Genomic DNA, 15,096 nt, shown 5'->3' on the forward strand with positions numbered 1-15,096 from the left:
CCAATTTACAGTAAAATAGGTTGAGTATGGGCGCTCAGCAACTATCTTACCAATTGCGCGGCGGCATGCGTTATGGTCGTGAGATTATCGGTCTCGACGATCTTCAACATTTTTTGCATGGGAATTCTCAGGTCTTTCCATCCCACCCGGCCAGCCTCCCTACCTCCGCTCGCACCACCGGCAAGAGCTCCTCCGCGAACCAAGAATTGCGCTTCAGCCAGGCGCTGTTGCGCCAGGAGGGATGCGGCAGCGGGACGATCTTGGGCGTAAGCGCGGAAAACTCCCGCCAACGGCCGACCGTCTCGGCGACGCTCGCGCTCCGCGGCAGCGCGACGCCGAGCCGGCGAAGGTGATAGGCTTGAGCATATTTGCCGACGGCGAGGATCGTCTCCACCTGCGGCAGGGCTGCAAAGAGCGGGTCATGCCAATGCCTCGCGCATTCGCGGCGCGGCGGCAGGTCGCCGCCATGCGCGTCATAGCCCGGAAAGCAGAAGCTCATGGCGGCGACGCCGATGCGGGAGACGTCGTAGAAGGTCTCGCGATCCACTCCCATCCAGCCGCGCAGCCGGTCGCCGGAGGGGTCGTCGAAGGGAAGGCCGGAGCGATGCACGCGCATTCCGGGCGCCTGGCCGGCGATCAGCAGCCGCGCTTTCGCCGAGACGCGCGCCACCGGCCGCGGCTCGTGGGGCAAGGGCGCGCCCTCCGGCCGCTCGACGCAGATGCGGCAAGCGCCGATGCCGGCGACGAGCGCGGCCAGCGCAGCTTCGCTTCCGGCGGAACGGCTCACTTTCGCGCCTCCCTTACGGGTACGATCCATACAATGCGACAAATGTCGTCAGTCCCCCGTTAACGTTTCCGCCCCATTATCGGCGCCGCTCGACCTGACGCCTAGATTGCGGAAAATGTATTCGGCTTCTGGAAAGGGTCGTGGCGGCGTTTCGCCCATGCGGGCCGTCGATCGAATGCGAGACATCGTCATTTCCGGGTCCTGCGTAACATGGATGACATAACCGCCGAGATGATCGTGCGCGGCCGGGGCAAGGATCCGCGCGCCGTCGCCGAGCGTCGCCGCCGCAGCGCCAAAGTGCGCAAGGCGCGCGAGAAGCTCACCACCTCGGACACCGGCCATCGCGGCTGCGACGTCGGCCTCTTGCGCGCCTACGCCTCCGCACGAATCCATTCCGCCGTCCCGGCGACCGCGCTCATCGCCATGGTGGCGACGCTCACCCGCTATTGGATGGACGGCGAGATCGACATCATCTGGACCGTGCTCGCCTTCTCGAGTCTGCTGCTCTGCTACGGCCTCGCCAGGAAGCTCGAACGTCTCGCCGACGACGAGATCAATGTCGTCGGCTGGCGGAGCAAATTCGTCGCCGCGGAATTCGTGCACGGCCTCGTCTGGGCCGCCATGGCGCTGCTGCTGCTGCAGGCGACCGATCCCAACGCCAAGGCTTTCGTCACCGCCATGCTGATGCTGGCGGCGGCCTTCAACACGATGGTCACGGCGACCATCCCCTTCGCCGTCTATGCGACGATCACGCCCATCTCGCTCGCCATCGTCGCCTGCCTGCGCATCGACGGGATAGAGGATACGAGCCTCTCGCTGCTGGCGCTGGTCGGCGCGGCGCAGGTCTTCTTCGTCGTGCTCGCCAAGCGCTTCCATCATGTGACGCGCGAGAGCCTCTTCTTCCGCATCGAGAAGGACGATCTCATCGGCGAGCTCGAGCAGGCCAAGGCCAATTCCGACGAGGCGCGACGGCGCTCGGAGGAGGCCAATCTCGCCAAATCGCGCTTCCTCGCCACGATGAGCCATGAGCTGCGCACGCCGCTCAACGCCATTCTCGGCTTTTCGGAAGTATTGAAGAACGAATTGTTCGGCGTCCATGCGGTGAAAGCCTATAAGGATTATTCCAACGACATTCACTCGAGCGGCCAGCATCTCTTGATGCTCATCAATGAGATCCTCGATCTCTCGCGCGTCGAGGCGGGCCGCTACGAGCTGAAGGAGGAGAGCGTCTCGCTCGCCGGCGTCGTCGAGGACTGCCGCCATCTCCTTACCATTCGCGCGCAAAAGCGCGGCATAGAGATGATCGAGGTCAAGGAGCCCGATCTGCCGCGCATCTGGGCGGATGAGCGCGCCGTGCGGCAGATCGTGCTCAATCTCTTGACCAACGCCATCAAATTCACGCCGCAGGGCGGGCAGGTGACGCTGAAGATCGGCTGGACCAGCGCCGGCGGCCAATATGTGGCGATCAAGGACACCGGGCCGGGCATTCCGGAGGAGGAGATCGCCGTCGTCATGTCCTCCTTCGGCCGCGGCACGCTGGCGCAGAAGAATGCGGAAGAGGGCACCGGCCTCGGCCTGCCGATCGTGAAAGGCCTCGTCGATCTGCACGGCGGCATGTTCAAGCTGAAGTCCAAGGTGCGCGAGGGCACGGAGGCGATCGTCGTCTTCCCGCCGGAGCGCGTGATGAACGCGCTGCCGAAATTCGAGGAAGAGGAGGAGACGCCGCATTACATCGCCGCCGATCGTCGGCGGAACGCGGCGGCGTGAGCCCAGGAGAGCGGCTCGACCGAGAGAGCGGCTCGACCGAGCCCGTTACGTCTCGGGAGAACACAGCCCGATGCTGGAAGAGGCGCTCTCGCCGCAATATAAATTGTCTTTGACGGAGGGCGAGGCGCAGACCGGGCCACGCTCGCGAATCTTCAGACGGTAGTCCAGCATGTCGTCCCCCTCCCACGGCGCCGCCACCGACGCCGCCCTCGTCCTCTTCTCCGGCGGGCAGGATTCCGCCACCTGCCTCGCCTTCGCGCTCTCGCGCTTCGCGCGCGTCGAGACGGTGGGCTTCGATTACGGCCAGCGCCATCGGGTCGAGCTCGAGCAGCGCGGCAAAATCCGCGAGGGGCTCGCGCGCCTCTCGCCGCTCTGGGCGGAGCGGCTCGGCGAAGATCACACCATCTCGATCGAGGCGCTCGGCGCCATTTCCGACACGGCGCTGACGCGCGAGGCGGCGATCGCTTTCGACGCCTCGGGCCTTCCCAATACTTTCGTGCCGGGGCGCAACATCCTCTTTCTCACCTTCGCCGCGGCGCTCGCCTATCGGCGCGGGATCGGCCATCTCGTCGGCGGCATGTGCGAGACGGATTATTCCGGCTATCCGGATTGCCGGGAGGCGACCATCCGCGCGGTCGAAAAGGCGCTGACCCTCGGCATGGACCGGCCGCTCGAGATCGATACGCCGCTCATGTGGATCGACAAGGCCGCGACCTGGAAGCTCGCCGAGGAATTGGGCGGCGAGCCCTTGGTGCGGCTGATCGTCGAGGAGAGCCATAGCTGCTATCTCGGCGAGCGCGGAACGCGATTCGACTGGGGCTATGGCTGCGGCGAATGTCCCGCCTGCCGCCTGCGCGCCGCCGGCTGGGAGAAATATCGCGCCGCTCAGGCTTAGAGCATGTTCCCGAAAAGTGCGAAGCGGTTTTCGGAAAAGAACATGCGAATCCAAATAACTTTAGAGCGCCTTCGGACATGATTTGTCCGAAGGCGCTCTAGGACTCGCCCAGCTGACGGAACATCACCAATGCGTCGACGAAGCCGAATGCCGGATGATGGAAGGCGCGCGGCAGCCGGCCGACGATTTCAAACCCCGAGGATCGCCACAAATCGACGGCGCGGGCGTTCGTCTCGACGACGAAGTTGAACTGCATGCCGCGAAAGCCGCGTTTGCGCGCATGATCGAGCGAATGCGCGCACATGGCGCGCGCGACGCCGCGACCCGTGGCGTCGGTGCTCGTCATATAGCCGCAGTTGCAGATATGCCTGCCGCCCCCGGCCTGATTGGCGCGGATGTAATAGGTTCCGACGATCGCGTCCTTCTCCTCGGCGACGAAGGTCTCGCGATCCTCGCCCAGCCAATAGGCGATCGCGTCGGCCTCGGTCATATCCCGGTCCAGAGCATAGGTCTCGCCGGCCCGGATCGTCGGGCCGATGATGCGCCAGATCGCCGGCGCGTCGCTCATTCGGGCGGGGCGAATATGCATGAGGAGAGTCATCCTCGCTGAACGCGGTTACGACACGGCCTCGACGAAGCCGCGCCCGTCGCGGTCCTCGATCTCGACCAGCCAGAGATCGGGATCGAAGGCGATCTCCTTGCGCGCGCGCTCCTCGGCCTCGAGCGGCGTGACCCATTCCTCCTTGTGCAGACGCGCGAAGAGGCGATCGACGCCCTCGGGCGGATCGAGGCTCTGCGGGGCCGGGCCGAGCAGCGCTGCGCGCCCGTCCAGCCGATCGATCTTCACGAAGATCGCGCCGGCTTGCTCGGAGCCGCGACGGCGCAGCATGGCGACGGCGCCGGCGGTCTCGGCGCGGCGGATCAAAGCGGAGACGAAAAAGTCGGAGCGCAGGCGCATGAGACGGGCTCGAGGGCGGAGAGAAGCGAGCCTGAAGGCTCGCGGCTCGCGGTCCATTTCGCGCCCTGGAACGCGAGCCTTCAGGCTCGCACCTTCAAGCCGCTCGACGCCGTCCGCGCAAGCCCTTTCGTCAATGCGCGGCGACGCTCGCCTGTCCCTGCAGCTTGCGCAAGAGCTTCGGCGTCACTTCTCCCGTGACGGGGAGCCGGTTGTCGCGCTCGAATTTCTCGATCGCCTGCCTGGTCGCGCCGCCCATCTTGCCGTCCGCATGCAGCGCATAGCCGAGCTTGGCGAGCGCGCGCTGGATGTTCATCACATTTTTGTCCGTTCCGTCCGTCTTGGGCGCGTCCTTATGCGCCTCCTTGCCGATGAGAGCGCCGATCGCGTCGCGCTTCTCGGCTGGCGCCGGCTCCGGCTTGAGCACGGACCTGGCCATGGCCGGAGCATGTGGGGCGGACGCGGGCTGCGCCGCCTGCGGCTGGACCGGAGTCGCCGCCACGGCTTGCGGGCGCGCCGGCGGCAGCGGCGTGGGCGCCTGCGCGCGCGGCTCCGGCGCGAAGGAATGGAACAGCGGAGCGGGATGGCGCCCGTCCTGGAAATAGAGCGCGTTCAAGGGCACGCCGATGGCCGCCGCGCCGGCGAGGCTGAGGAAGACGATCCCGCGCCGGCGCCCGCCGAACAGCTTCGTCAGCGCGCCATTTTTGGCCTTGACCTTGTCCTTGGCGCCGCGGCCGCGCCGCTGCGACTCGCCGCGATCCTCGTCGCGGAGCAGGAAATCATGATTGGTGGCGGCGAGAGCTTCACGCAATTTTCTTCACCCTGTCTTCGGTCGCCGCGCGCTCGTCGGCCGGACGAATCGCGCCGCGGCGGGCGATCGTCTCGATTCTGGCGAGGGCGGGGGCCTTGGCCTGATAGGGACGGCAATCGAGCGGCAGGCGCACGGTGACGCTGGTGCCGCAGCGCGGCGCGCTCTCGACGGCGATGGTTCCGCCATGCAGCCCGACGAGTCCGCGCACGACGGAGAGGCCGAGGCCGGTCCCCTCATAGGCGCGGTCATGGCAGGCGCTCGCCTGGAAGAAGGGATCGCCGATCCGGCCGAGATCGGAGGCGGAAATGCCGATGCCGCTATCGCTGACGGCGAGCGCGAGGCAATTGCCGTCGGGATAGAGCCTGATTCTCACGCGGCCGTTCGCCGGCGTGAACTTCACCGCATTGGACAGAAGATTGATGATGATCTGCTTGCAGGCGCGCTTGTCGCCGACGATCTCCTCGAGCCGATCCGCATAGTCGCGCGACATGACCACATCGCCCTGCTCGGCCTTGAGCTGCATCATGCTCACGCATTGATCGACGAGCTCGGGCAGCGAGAAAGGCTCGGGCGTAATCTGCATCGAGCCCGATTCGATCTTCGACATGTCGAGGATCGTGTTGACGACGGCGAGCAGATGCTGGCCGGAATTGCGGATGATCTCCGCATATTCGCGGCGCTTGGCCGGATCGACCGGCGCGAGCTGCTCGCTCGACAGCATCTCGGAGAAGCCGATGATGGCGTTGAGCGGCGTGCGCAGCTCATGGCTGACATTGGCGAGAAAGCGCGTCTTGCCGGCGGCGGCCAATTCGCTCTCGCGACGCGCCGCCTCGATCGTCTCGGCGGCGTGGCGCTCGGTCGTCACATCGCGCAGAATGCAGACGACGCTCGCCCCGCGTTCGCCCTCGGCTACGGTCTCCACCAGGCTGCTGCGCGCCTCGAAGAAATGGAACACCGGCTCCATGAACTGGCCGGCCTCGTTGCGCGCATCGCCGATGCGCAGGCGCAGCGTCGCCCGCATCGTCGCACCGGTCGCTATGGCGTCGGAGACGAGCTTCAAGAATGACGGACGATCGGCGACATGGACGCGCTGGAAAAAGCCGCGTCCCATCAGCTCGCGCGCCTCTAACCCATAAGCCTTGGCCGCCTCGCCGATGATCGAGCAGACGGCGCCGCCCTCGTCGAAGGCGATGACGAGATCGCCGGCCGCCTCGGAGACGAGGCGCAGGTCGCGGGCGCTTCGCGCCTCGGCGCGCGCGCGGAGCTGCTCCACCCGGACGCCGCCGCGGGCGAGCAGGACGACATAGGCGACGAGCGGCGCCGCCAGCAGCGCCGCGAAAAAGCCGCCGCCATTCGCCGCGGTCAACGCCGCGACGGCCAGAACGGCGAGCGCGGCGGCGGCGACCGCGGACACGAGCGCGAGATCGGCCGCGAGAGTCGCCTCTATCAGGGCGAGCGCTCCGAGCGGCGCCGTCGCGCCGGAATGCTCGCCGGTGGCGAGGCAGGCCGCAGCGAGCGCGAGCCAGCCGAAGGCGGCGATGGATCGCGCGATCTTCAGATCGTCGAGGCGCAGCAAAGCGACGACCGAGAGCAGCGGCGCTTGCGCCAGAGCGAAAATCGCGCTCTCGCCGAGCGTCGGCGCGCCATTGACGACGATCCACAGCGGGGCGGCGACGAGAACGGCGGCGGCGAGAACGAGATGCGACAAAAGGAAGGCTTCGCGCCGCGCGCGCTCCATCGGATCGACGGCGCGTCTGGATTGCGCCAGACGCTCGATCCATTCGCTCGACACGGCCGCCCAAGGTGCAGTTGACTTACGCAAAATCACGCTCCCGATTGCCGACAATGTGACAAATCGGTCTTAAGTGACTGCTAAACCGAGCTCGGAAATGGTAGATTTCCGAGATCGGCGCGGTTGTTCGCGGGATATGGTTTGTGACTTCTTAGCCCCGCCGGCCGCGCTCTCGCCTGTGGCTTCCCGCGGCGACAGACGCATTTACGAAGCGGAAAGGGGCGCAGGCGATCGTTTCTCGCGCGGCGGGCGCCCCGTCGCGCGAGAAAAGGCGGCGGCCGTGGGATTTCTGTTCAAGACCCTGTTGTTCCTGGGCGTCGTTTTTCTCCTCGTGAGCCGCGACGCCGAGCGGCGTCCTGCGCCGCGTCCGTCTGTCGCGGCTTCGCCGACGCCCCAGGCTGCGCCTTTCGAGACCGCGACCTCCCCGATCGTGGCGGCGCGCGAGGCGCTCGCCGAGCTCGCCGACGAGGCCGCCGGCAAAATCGCCGCCATGGCGCGGGATCATTGCATGGCGCATCCGTTGGACTGCCTGCAGGCGGCTGAAAAGATCGGCCGGGCGACGGCGGTCGAGCCGCCGAAGCGGCCCGCCGGCCTCGGCGCGGCGCCGTGATTGCATCTGCTTCGACGATTGCGCCAAAACGGACAGTTGCCATATAACTGCCGAAAGGCGTCTCGAGCGGGCGAGCGGACAATGGTGATAGACGAGATCATCGGCAATTTCGAAATGCTCGACGAGTGGGAGGATCGCTATCGATATCTCATCGAGCTCGGCCGCACTCTGGAGCCGCTGCCGGACGAAGCCCACACCGAGGAGAACAAGGTTCGCGGCTGCGCGAGCCAGGTGTGGCTCGAGAGCAAGGTGATCCGCGAGGGCCGCGGCGCGCCGATCCTGTCGCTGCGCGGCGACAGCGACGCCCATATCGTGCGCGGCCTCGTCGCGCTGATCCTGGCGCTCTATTCCGGCCGCCCGGCCGACGAGATCGCCGGCCTCGACGCCATGCCGCTGTTCACCGAGCTCGGCCTCGCCCAGCATCTGACGCCCCAGCGCACCAATGGCGTCCGCTCCATGGTCGAGCGCATCAAGAACGAGGCGCGCGCCGCTCTGGCGGCGTGACGCCTCCTCCCGGCCGCCGCCCTCGAGCGCCCCCTCCCCAGCCCTCCCCTCGCTGCGCGGGAGAGGGCTGGGGAGGGGGCCTTCCCCGCGAATTATGCTATTCTGCCTCGTGAACAGATGAACCTATGAGGCAGGACCGCCTTGCGGCCGATCTTCCGAAAGCTCCTTCTCGCGGCTCTGCTCGCGCTTCTCGCCCTCGCCCCTGCGCAGGCCGCCGATCGTCTGCGCCTCGGGCTGCAGAAGACCGGCTCCGGCGTCTGGGAGATCGCCGTCATCGCCGCTTTCGGTCTCGATAAACAAGCCGGGCTCGAGCTCGCCGTGACCGAGCTCGCCAACACCGACGCCGCCAAGATCGCCATTCAGAGCGGCTCGGTCGATATCGTCGTCTCCGACTGGCTGTGGGTGGCGCGTCAGCGCGCCGAAGGATCGAAGCTCACCTTCTACCCGCATTCGACCGCCATTGGCGCGCTGATGGCGCGAGATCCTTCGGTGCGAAGCCTCGCCGATCTCTCGGGCAAGAAAATCGGCGTCGCCGGCGGGCCGCTCGACAAGAGCTGGCTGATGCTGCGCGCTTTCGCGCAGCGGCAGGGCGTCGATCTCGAGAAGACGGCGACGATCGTCTATGGCGCGCCGCCGCTCATCGCCGAGAAGACCGCGCAGGGCGAGCTCGACGCTTCGCTCGATTTCTGGAATTTCGCCGCTGATCTCGAGGCGCGCGGCCTTTATCGCGTGCTCGATCTTCGCCGCGTGGAGACGGCGCTCGGCGCCAAGGGCGCGCCCGTCGTCACCGGCTATGTCTTCGACGAGGGCTTCGCCGCCAAAAACGCCGAGGCGCTGGCGCGCTTCTTCGCCATGATCGACAAGGCGCGGAACATGATCGCGACCTCGGACGCCGCCTGGCGCGTCGCGATGGAGCGCATTCCGGCCAAGACTCCGGCGGTGCTCGCGCTCTATCGCAAGAGCTATTCGGAGGGCATTCCCTCCCGCAGCCTCGAGGAGGAGCGGGCGGACGCCGCGACGCTCTTTGCGACGCTCGCCGAGATCGGCGGGACGGCGCTGGTCGGCCGCGCGACGAGCCTGCCTGCGGGAACCTTCTACGACGCCGCCCCGGCGAGCGCGGCGCGGTGATCCGCCTTCTGTCGCTGATGCTGCTGCTGGCGCTCTGGCAGGGCGCGGCGGTTTTCGCCGATCCACGCCGCCTGCCGGGGCCCGTCCCCGTCTTCGAGGCGATCGCGCATGAGGCCGAGACCGGCGCGCTCTTCGCCAATCTGGCGGCCACGCTCGCCCGCGTCGCCGCTTCCTTTCTCCTCGCCATGAGCCTCGGCGCGGCGCTCGGCTACGCCATGGGCCGGCGGCCGGCGCTCGACCGGCTCTTCGATCCCTGGCTCGTCATTCTCCTCAATCTGCCGGCGCTCGTCGTCATCGTGCTCGCCTATCTCTGGGCCGGCCTCACCGAGGCGGCGGCGATCGGCGCCGTGGCGCTGAACAAGCTGCCCAACGCCATTGTCGTGATGCGCGAGGGCGCGCGCGCGCTCGACCCTGAGCTCGATGAAATGGCCGAGGTCTTCCGCCTGCGCCCGGCGGCGCGGCTCCGGCATATCGTGGCGCCGCAGCTTTCGCCCTATCTCGCGGCGGCGACGCGCTCGGGCCTCTCGCTCGTCTGGAAGATCGTGCTGGTGGTCGAGCTCATCGGCCGCTCCAATGGCGTCGGCTTCGAGATCAATATGGCGTTTCAGCTTTTCGACGTGCGTTTGCTGCTCGCCTATGCGATTCCCTTCGTCCTGCTGATGCTCGGCGTCGAAACCTTCCTGGTGCAGCCCTTTGAACGACATGTCTCGCGATGGCGCCGCCGCCCTGCTCGAGGTCAGGGTCGCGCATAAGGATCATGCGAGCGCCGGCGGCAGGCCGCAGCGCGTGCTGGAAAATCTCTGCTTCTCACTGCCGGCCGGGCGCGCCGGCGCGCTCGTCGGGCCGTCCGGCTGCGGCAAGACGACTTTGCTGCGCATCATCGCCGGGCTCGATGCGGCGTTTTCCGGCGAGGTCACGCTTCCGGCTGGCGGGCGGCTCGGCATGGTGTTCCAGGAGCCGCGGCTGCTGCCCTGGCGCAGCGTGATCGACAATCTGCGCATCGCCGCGCCGCGGGCGAGCGAAGCGGCGCTTTCCGCCCTTCTCGCCGCGTTCGAGCTTTCCGAACATGCGCTGCATTTTCCCGGCGAATTGTCCCTGGGGCTGGCGCGCCGCGTCGCCATCGCGCGGGCGCTGGCGATCGAACCCGATCTGCTGCTGCTGGACGAGCCTTTCGTCTCGCTCGACGATGCGCTGGCGCGCGATCTGCGCGCGCGCATCGCCGCGCTGATCGACGAGAGCCATGTGACGACTTTGATCGTCACCCATGATCTGCGCGAGGCGATCGAGCTCGCGGATGTGGTGTTTCTCCTGTCGCCACGCCCGGCGCGCGTCGGCGCGACGCTCACGATCGAAACGCCGCGGCGTTCGATGACGAAAGAGGCCGCAGACGCGCTGGAGACGCGCGCGCGCAAGGAGATAGAGGCGATGCGCGGGCGGTGAGGCCCCGCATCGCTGAAGAGGGAGGGGGTCTTCAGCGCCGCCCGGCCTGACTGGCGATGCGCAGGAGCGCGCGCCCGGCCTCCATTTCGGCCAGCGCGGCGTTGGCCCGGGCGCGCTGATTGGCCTCGCGCAGCGACGGCAGCAAAGCGGCGAGCTTCGCCGCCGGCCAGAGGCGCAAATGCTGCTCCAGCTGCGGCCGCTGCGAGAAGCCGAAGCCGCTGCGCATGAGAATGCCTATGCCCGCATCCGGCAGCCCCTCGCGATCGACGGTCGAGCGCGCGCGGTGCAGCGCCATCGCATAGCGCAACGCGCCGCCCAGCAATTGGCCGGCGTCGCCGCCGCCGGCGATCACGCGGTCGAGCGCTTCGCCCGCGGCTCCCGCCTGCCCCGAGAAGGCGTCGAGCACCAGCCGGTCCGCGGCGATGTTGGAGGCGTGGGCGACGATATCCTCGACGTCGCCCGCGTCGACCAGCTTCGCCCCATGCTTGTAGAGGATCAGCTTGGCGAGCTCGGAGCGGCTCATGCGGCGATCCTCGCCCAGCGCCGTCTGCAGCAGAAGCCGCGCCTCGGGCGTCGCGGAAAGGCCGGCGTCGCGCAGGCTCTGGTCGATCAGCGCATGAAGATCCTGCTCATCGTCGGGATTGCACTCGATCGCCGCGGCGAGCTTCGACGGCTCGATCAGCTTGCGCAGCGGGGCGTCGCGCTTCAACGCGCCGGCGGTCAGCACAATGGCGCAATCCTCAGGCGGCGCGGCGAGCAATTGCTCGAGCGGCGAGACAATGGATTTCGCGCCCGCCTCGATGAGGATCGCCCGCCTGCCGCCGAAGAGCGGGATCGTATTGGCCTCGTCCAGCAGCGACAGCGGATCGGCGGCGATGGCGTCGCCGCTCATCTCGACGCATTGAAACGGATCGCGGCGATCGTCGACGCGCTGCGCGACAATGGCGAGCGCGCGTTCGCGCACGAGGCCGGCGTCGGCGCCGTGGAGAAGGAACAGGAAGACCGACGCCGGCGGCGCCTTTACGAAGCGCTCGGCGTCGCGGTTCTTGATGGCGACCATGTTTCAGTGAGTGAGTGGTGAGTGGTGAGTAGTCGGTGGTGAGTCGTTGTCCCACTCACTACTCACCACTCCCTACTCACTTCGCCAACGCGGTCGCCACGCGCGTGCGGATCATATCCGCGATCACTTTCGCGTCGCGGATCTCGCCGTCGCTCGCGGCGCGGACATTGGCGAGGCGGTTGCTGAAACGATCATAGCTCGCGACGCCGAAGGCGACGCCGGAGGTGATGACATGCTCGTCGGCGATATCGATCAATTTATACTCGGCGTCGACGATCACCGTCGCGGATGTCGCGCGGCCCGTGACCGTGTCGAGAATGGGCGTCTGCACGCGCTCCTTCAGCGCGACGCTCAGCCGATAGCGCGGCGGCATGTCCGACCCCGTGCCGTTCAAGGCGAAGATCAGCTCGTTGCGGACATAATGGCCGAGGCGCTCGGGAATGAGATCGACCGAGACCGCCTGCAGCTCCGCCGCGAGCGGAGCGTCGCTTCCGATCGGCCCATAGAGCGGCTGCACGGTGCAGGCGGAGAGCGCCAGCGAGACGACGGCGGCGGCCAGCATCATAAACCGCGAGCCTACAGGCTCGCAGCGCCGAGGGCGAGCCTGTAGGCTCGCGGTCCGGGGACGCCGTTCAAACGACCACATTGACGATCCTCTTGGGAACGAGAATGAATTTCCTCAACGGCTTGCCTTCCATGGCGCGTTGCACGGCGTCCTGCTTCAGCGCCTCCTCGCGGATCGTCGCCTCATCGGCGTCATGCGCCACGAGGATCTCGGCGCGTTTCTTGCCGTTGACCTGCACCGGCAAGCTTATCATGTCCTGCGCGACGAGAGTAGGATCGGCCTTCGGCCAGGGCGCCAGCGCGACGATCTCTGAATGGCCGAGATCGCTCCAGCATTCCTCCGCCACATGCGGCGTCATCGGCGCGATGAGCTGGACGAAGACGTCCGCCGCCTCGCGGAAGGCGAAGGCGAGATCGGCGGAGATTTCGGGCGTCTCCACCTTGTCGAGCGCTGTGGTCAGCTCATTGGCGTATTCGCGGATGCGGGCGATCGCCGTGTTGAAGCGCAGACGTTCGATGTTGTCGCCGACCGCGGCGATGGTGCGATGCGTCGCCTTGCGAATGTCGAGCGCCGCCGCGCCGAATTCGGCCGGCGCGCCGGCGCCGACGGGCGCCGCGACATTGGCGAGCTCGCCCGTCAGACGATAGACGCGCTGCACGAAGCGCCAGGCGCCCTGAACGCCTTCTTCCGTCCACACCACATCGCGATCGGGCGGCGAATCGGAGAGCACGAAGAGACGCGCGGTGTCGGCGCCATAGCTCGCGATAATGTCGTCCGGGTCGACCGTGTTGCGCTTCGACTTGGACATTTTCTCGATCGCGCCGATCGTGACTTCCTCGCCGCTCTCGATGAGGAAGGCGCGGCGGCCCTTCTCGCCCGCCTCGAAGCGCAACTCGCCCGGCGCGATCCATTTGCCGGAGGCGGCGCGATAGGTCTCATGCACCACCATGCCCTGGGTGAAGAGCCCGGCAAAAGGCTCGGCGACGCCGCCATGGCCGGTGTCGCGAATGGCGCGCGAGAAGAAGCGAGAATAGAGGAGATGCAGAATCGCGTGCTCGATCCCGCCTATATATTGGTCGACCGGCAGCCAGCGCGCGAGCTGCTCGGGCGCGGCGGGCGCCGTCTCATTGTGCGGATCGGTGAAGCGCGCGTAATACCAGGACGAATCGACGAAAGTGTCCATTGTGTCGGTTTCGCGCCGCGCCGCGGTCCCGCATTTCGGACAGGCGACATTTTTCCATGTCGGATGATGGTCGAGCGGATTGCCCGGTCGGTCGAAAGTGACGTCCTCCGGCAGGCGCACGGGCAAATCGGCCTCCGGCACGGGGACGACGCCGCATTCGGGGCAGTGGATGATGGGGATCGGACAGCCCCAATAGCGCTGGCGCGAAATGCCCCAGTCGCGCAGCTTGTAATTGATCTTGCGCTCGCCCTGCGGCCGCCCGTGCAATTGCGCGGTCTCCAGGCGCTTGGCGATCTCCTCCTTCGCCTTCGCGACGGTGAGCCCGTCGAGGAAGCGCGAGTTGACGAGCCGTCCCTCGCCGTCGAAGGCCGTCTCGCCGATCACGAGCGTCGCCGGATCGACGCCCTCCGGGCAGATGACAGGCGTCGCGCCGAGGCCATAGGCTCGGGAAAAATCCAGATCGCGCTGGTCATGCGCCGGGCAGCCGAAGATCGCGCCCGTGCCGTAATCCATCAGGATGAAATTGGCGACATAGACCGGCAGCGTCCACTCGGGATCGAAGGGATGAACGACGCGCAGCCCCGTGTCGTAGCCCTTCTTCTCGGCCGTCTCGATCGCCGCCACCGAAGTGCCGATATGGCGGCATTCCTCGGCGAAGGCCGCGAGGGCAGGGTCCTTCTCCGCCGCCGCGCGGGCTATCGGATGGTCCGGCGCGAGCGCGACGAATTTCGCGCCGAACAAAGTGTCCGGCCGCGTGGTGAACACCTCGATCTCGCCCGAAGGATCGTCGGCGAGGGCGAAGCGCGCCAGAAGCCCCTCGGAGCGGCCGATCCAATTGCGCTGCATCAGCCGCACCTTGTCCGGCCAGCGGTCGAGCGTGTCGAGCGACGTCAGCAGATCGTCGGCGTAACTGCCGATGCGCAGGAACCATTGCGTCAGCTCGCGCTGCTCGACCAGCGCGCCGGAGCGCCAGCCGCGCCCGTCGACGACCTGCTCATTGGCGAGCACGGTGTGATCCACCGGGTCCCAATTGACCTTCGATTGCTTGCGGTCGACGAGGCCGCCGGCGAGGAAATCCAGGAACAGCTTCTGCTGATGCTTGTAATAGGCGGGATCGCAAGTGGCGATCTCGCGCGACCAGTCGAGCGAGAGGCCCATGGATTTGAGCTGGGCCCGCATCGTGGCGATATTGGCGTAGGTCCAGGTCGCCGGATGCGAGCCGCTCTGCTGGGCGGCGTTCTCGGCCGGCAGGCCGAAGGCGTCCCAGCCCATGGGATGCAGCACGTCGAAGCCCTTGGCGCGCTTATAGCGGGCGATGACGTCGCCCATGGAATAATTGCGCACATGGCCGACATGGATGCGCCCCGAAGGGTAGGGGAACATCTCGAGCACATAATATTTCGGCTTCGTCGCGTCGCCGGAGCCGAATACCTGCCGCTCGTCCCAAATTTTCCGCCATTTGGGCTCGGCCGCGGCGAAGTCGTAGCGTTCTGGTCTCATGGGTCCGAGCGGTCCTGATCGAATTTCCGGAATTTCGCCTGTAATGCCGGGCGAGGCAGGGCTTGTCAAAGGCCGCCCTCGCCGGGAAGCGGGGCGCGT

The 15,096-nt window shown here is 67.1% G+C and carries 15 protein-coding genes; 7 read left to right on the forward strand and 8 right to left on the reverse strand.

Going from position 1 to position 15,096, the window contains the following annotated elements:
* Nucleotides 1-127 precede the first annotated feature (127 nt).
* Nucleotides 128-787: a uracil-DNA glycosylase family protein gene (locus Mspo_RS09285; protein WP_244613275.1), complete on the reverse strand. Its 660-nt coding sequence runs from the start codon at nt 785-787 to the stop codon at nt 128-130.
* Nucleotides 788-997: 210 nt separating this feature from the next.
* Between Mspo_RS09285 and Mspo_RS09290 the strand changes: the two genes are divergently transcribed.
* Together Mspo_RS09290 and queC are read left to right on the forward strand one after the other, a co-directional pair.
* Entirely contained in the window at nt 998-2,554 is a 1,557-nt protein-coding gene (locus tag Mspo_RS09290) for a HAMP domain-containing sensor histidine kinase (protein ID WP_159729042.1), read from the forward strand.
* Between the two features lie 169 nt (nt 2,555-2,723).
* On the forward strand, nt 2,724-3,449 hold the full coding sequence (queC, locus tag Mspo_RS09295; protein ID WP_159729044.1) for a 7-cyano-7-deazaguanine synthase QueC: 726 nt from the start codon (nt 2,724-2,726) through the stop codon (nt 3,447-3,449).
* Nucleotides 3,450-3,546: 97 nt separating this feature from the next.
* Here queC and Mspo_RS09300 read toward each other — a convergent pair whose 3' ends face one another.
* The 4 genes from Mspo_RS09300 to Mspo_RS09315 form a co-directional block, all read right to left on the reverse strand.
* A complete protein-coding gene (locus Mspo_RS09300) occupies nt 3,547-4,038 on the reverse strand; it encodes a GNAT family N-acetyltransferase (protein WP_159729046.1) in 492 nt (163 codons plus the stop codon).
* Between the two features lie 27 nt (nt 4,039-4,065).
* Nucleotides 4,066-4,407, reverse strand: coding sequence for a DUF1491 family protein (locus Mspo_RS09305; protein WP_159729048.1), 342 nt, complete (start codon nt 4,405-4,407; stop codon nt 4,066-4,068).
* A gap of 130 nt (nt 4,408-4,537) precedes the next feature.
* Nucleotides 4,538-5,215, reverse strand: a complete 678-nt coding sequence (locus tag Mspo_RS19880; RefSeq protein ID WP_244613276.1) for a peptidoglycan-binding domain-containing protein — start codon at nt 5,213-5,215, stop codon at nt 4,538-4,540.
* Nucleotides 5,208-7,007 carry an ATP-binding protein gene (locus tag Mspo_RS09315; RefSeq protein WP_244613278.1) on the reverse strand — a complete coding sequence of 600 codons (1,800 nt, stop codon included), beginning with the start codon at nt 7,005-7,007 and terminating at the stop codon, nt 5,208-5,210. The genes Mspo_RS19880 and Mspo_RS09315 overlap by 8 nt, the downstream gene beginning before the upstream one ends.
* Nucleotides 7,008-7,287: 280 nt before the next feature.
* Between Mspo_RS09315 and Mspo_RS09320 the strand changes: the two genes are divergently transcribed.
* The 5 genes from Mspo_RS09320 (at nt 7,288) to Mspo_RS09340 (ending at nt 10,689) form a co-directional block, all read left to right on the forward strand.
* Nucleotides 7,288-7,617, forward strand: coding sequence for a hypothetical protein (locus Mspo_RS09320; RefSeq protein ID WP_159729050.1), 330 nt, complete (start codon nt 7,288-7,290; stop codon nt 7,615-7,617).
* Nucleotides 7,618-7,698: 81 nt separating this feature from the next.
* Nucleotides 7,699-8,121 carry a SufE family protein gene (locus Mspo_RS09325; protein WP_159729052.1) on the forward strand — a complete coding sequence of 141 codons (423 nt, stop codon included), beginning with the start codon at nt 7,699-7,701 and terminating at the stop codon, nt 8,119-8,121.
* 141 nt (nt 8,122-8,262) lie between these two features.
* Nucleotides 8,263-9,249, forward strand: coding sequence for an ABC transporter substrate-binding protein (locus Mspo_RS09330; protein WP_159729054.1), 987 nt, complete (start codon nt 8,263-8,265; stop codon nt 9,247-9,249).
* Entirely contained in the window at nt 9,246-10,001 is a 756-nt protein-coding gene (locus Mspo_RS09335) for an ABC transporter permease (RefSeq protein WP_159729056.1), read from the forward strand. The genes Mspo_RS09330 and Mspo_RS09335 overlap by 4 nt, the downstream gene beginning before the upstream one ends.
* Nucleotides 9,952-10,689 carry an ABC transporter ATP-binding protein gene (locus tag Mspo_RS09340; protein WP_159729058.1) on the forward strand — a complete coding sequence of 246 codons (738 nt, stop codon included), beginning with the start codon at nt 9,952-9,954 and terminating at the stop codon, nt 10,687-10,689. Before Mspo_RS09335 ends, Mspo_RS09340 begins: the two co-directional genes overlap by 50 nt.
* A gap of 31 nt (nt 10,690-10,720) precedes the next feature.
* Here the strand turns inward: Mspo_RS09340 and holA are convergent, their stop codons facing one another.
* The 3 genes from holA to leuS form a co-directional block, all read right to left on the reverse strand.
* On the reverse strand, nt 10,721-11,749 hold the full coding sequence (holA, locus tag Mspo_RS09345; protein ID WP_159729060.1) for a DNA polymerase III subunit delta: 1,029 nt from the start codon (nt 11,747-11,749) through the stop codon (nt 10,721-10,723).
* Nucleotides 11,750-11,825: 76 nt separating this feature from the next.
* Entirely contained in the window at nt 11,826-12,314 is a 489-nt protein-coding gene (locus Mspo_RS09350) for a hypothetical protein (RefSeq protein ID WP_159729062.1), read from the reverse strand.
* 67 nt (nt 12,315-12,381) lie between these two features.
* Nucleotides 12,382-14,997, reverse strand: a complete 2,616-nt coding sequence (leuS, locus tag Mspo_RS09355) for a leucine--tRNA ligase (protein ID WP_159729064.1) — start codon at nt 14,995-14,997, stop codon at nt 12,382-12,384.
* Between the last annotated feature and the right edge of the window lie 99 nt (nt 14,998-15,096).

Origin of the sequence: Methylosinus sp. Ce-a6, from assembly GCF_009811655.1 — a bacterium.
Taxonomy (GTDB): Bacteria; Pseudomonadota; Alphaproteobacteria; order Rhizobiales; family Beijerinckiaceae; genus Methylosinus.

What these genes read in the sequence shown, in the direction of transcription:
- Mspo_RS09290 (WP_159729042.1), top strand. Translation starts at nt 998, where the DNA reads ATGGATGACATAACCGCCGAGATGATCGTGCGCGGCCGGGGCAAGGAT.
- queC (WP_159729044.1), top strand. Translation starts at nt 2,724, where the DNA reads ATGTCGTCCCCCTCCCACGGCGCCGCCACCGACGCCGCCCTCGTCCTC.
- Mspo_RS09300 (WP_159729046.1), bottom strand. Translation starts at nt 4,038, where the DNA reads ATGCATATTCGCCCCGCCCGAATGAGCGACGCGCCGGCGATCTGGCGC.
- Mspo_RS09305 (WP_159729048.1), bottom strand. Translation starts at nt 4,407, where the DNA reads ATGCGCCTGCGCTCCGACTTTTTCGTCTCCGCTTTGATCCGCCGCGCC.
- Mspo_RS09325 (WP_159729052.1), top strand. Translation starts at nt 7,699, where the DNA reads ATGGTGATAGACGAGATCATCGGCAATTTCGAAATGCTCGACGAGTGG.
- Mspo_RS09340 (WP_159729058.1), top strand. Translation starts at nt 9,952, where the DNA reads ATGTCTCGCGATGGCGCCGCCGCCCTGCTCGAGGTCAGGGTCGCGCAT.
- holA (WP_159729060.1), bottom strand. Translation starts at nt 11,749, where the DNA reads ATGGTCGCCATCAAGAACCGCGACGCCGAGCGCTTCGTAAAGGCGCCG.
- Mspo_RS09350 (WP_159729062.1), bottom strand. Translation starts at nt 12,314, where the DNA reads ATGATGCTGGCCGCCGCCGTCGTCTCGCTGGCGCTCTCCGCCTGCACC.
- leuS (WP_159729064.1), bottom strand. Translation starts at nt 14,997, where the DNA reads ATGAGACCAGAACGCTACGACTTCGCCGCGGCCGAGCCCAAATGGCGG.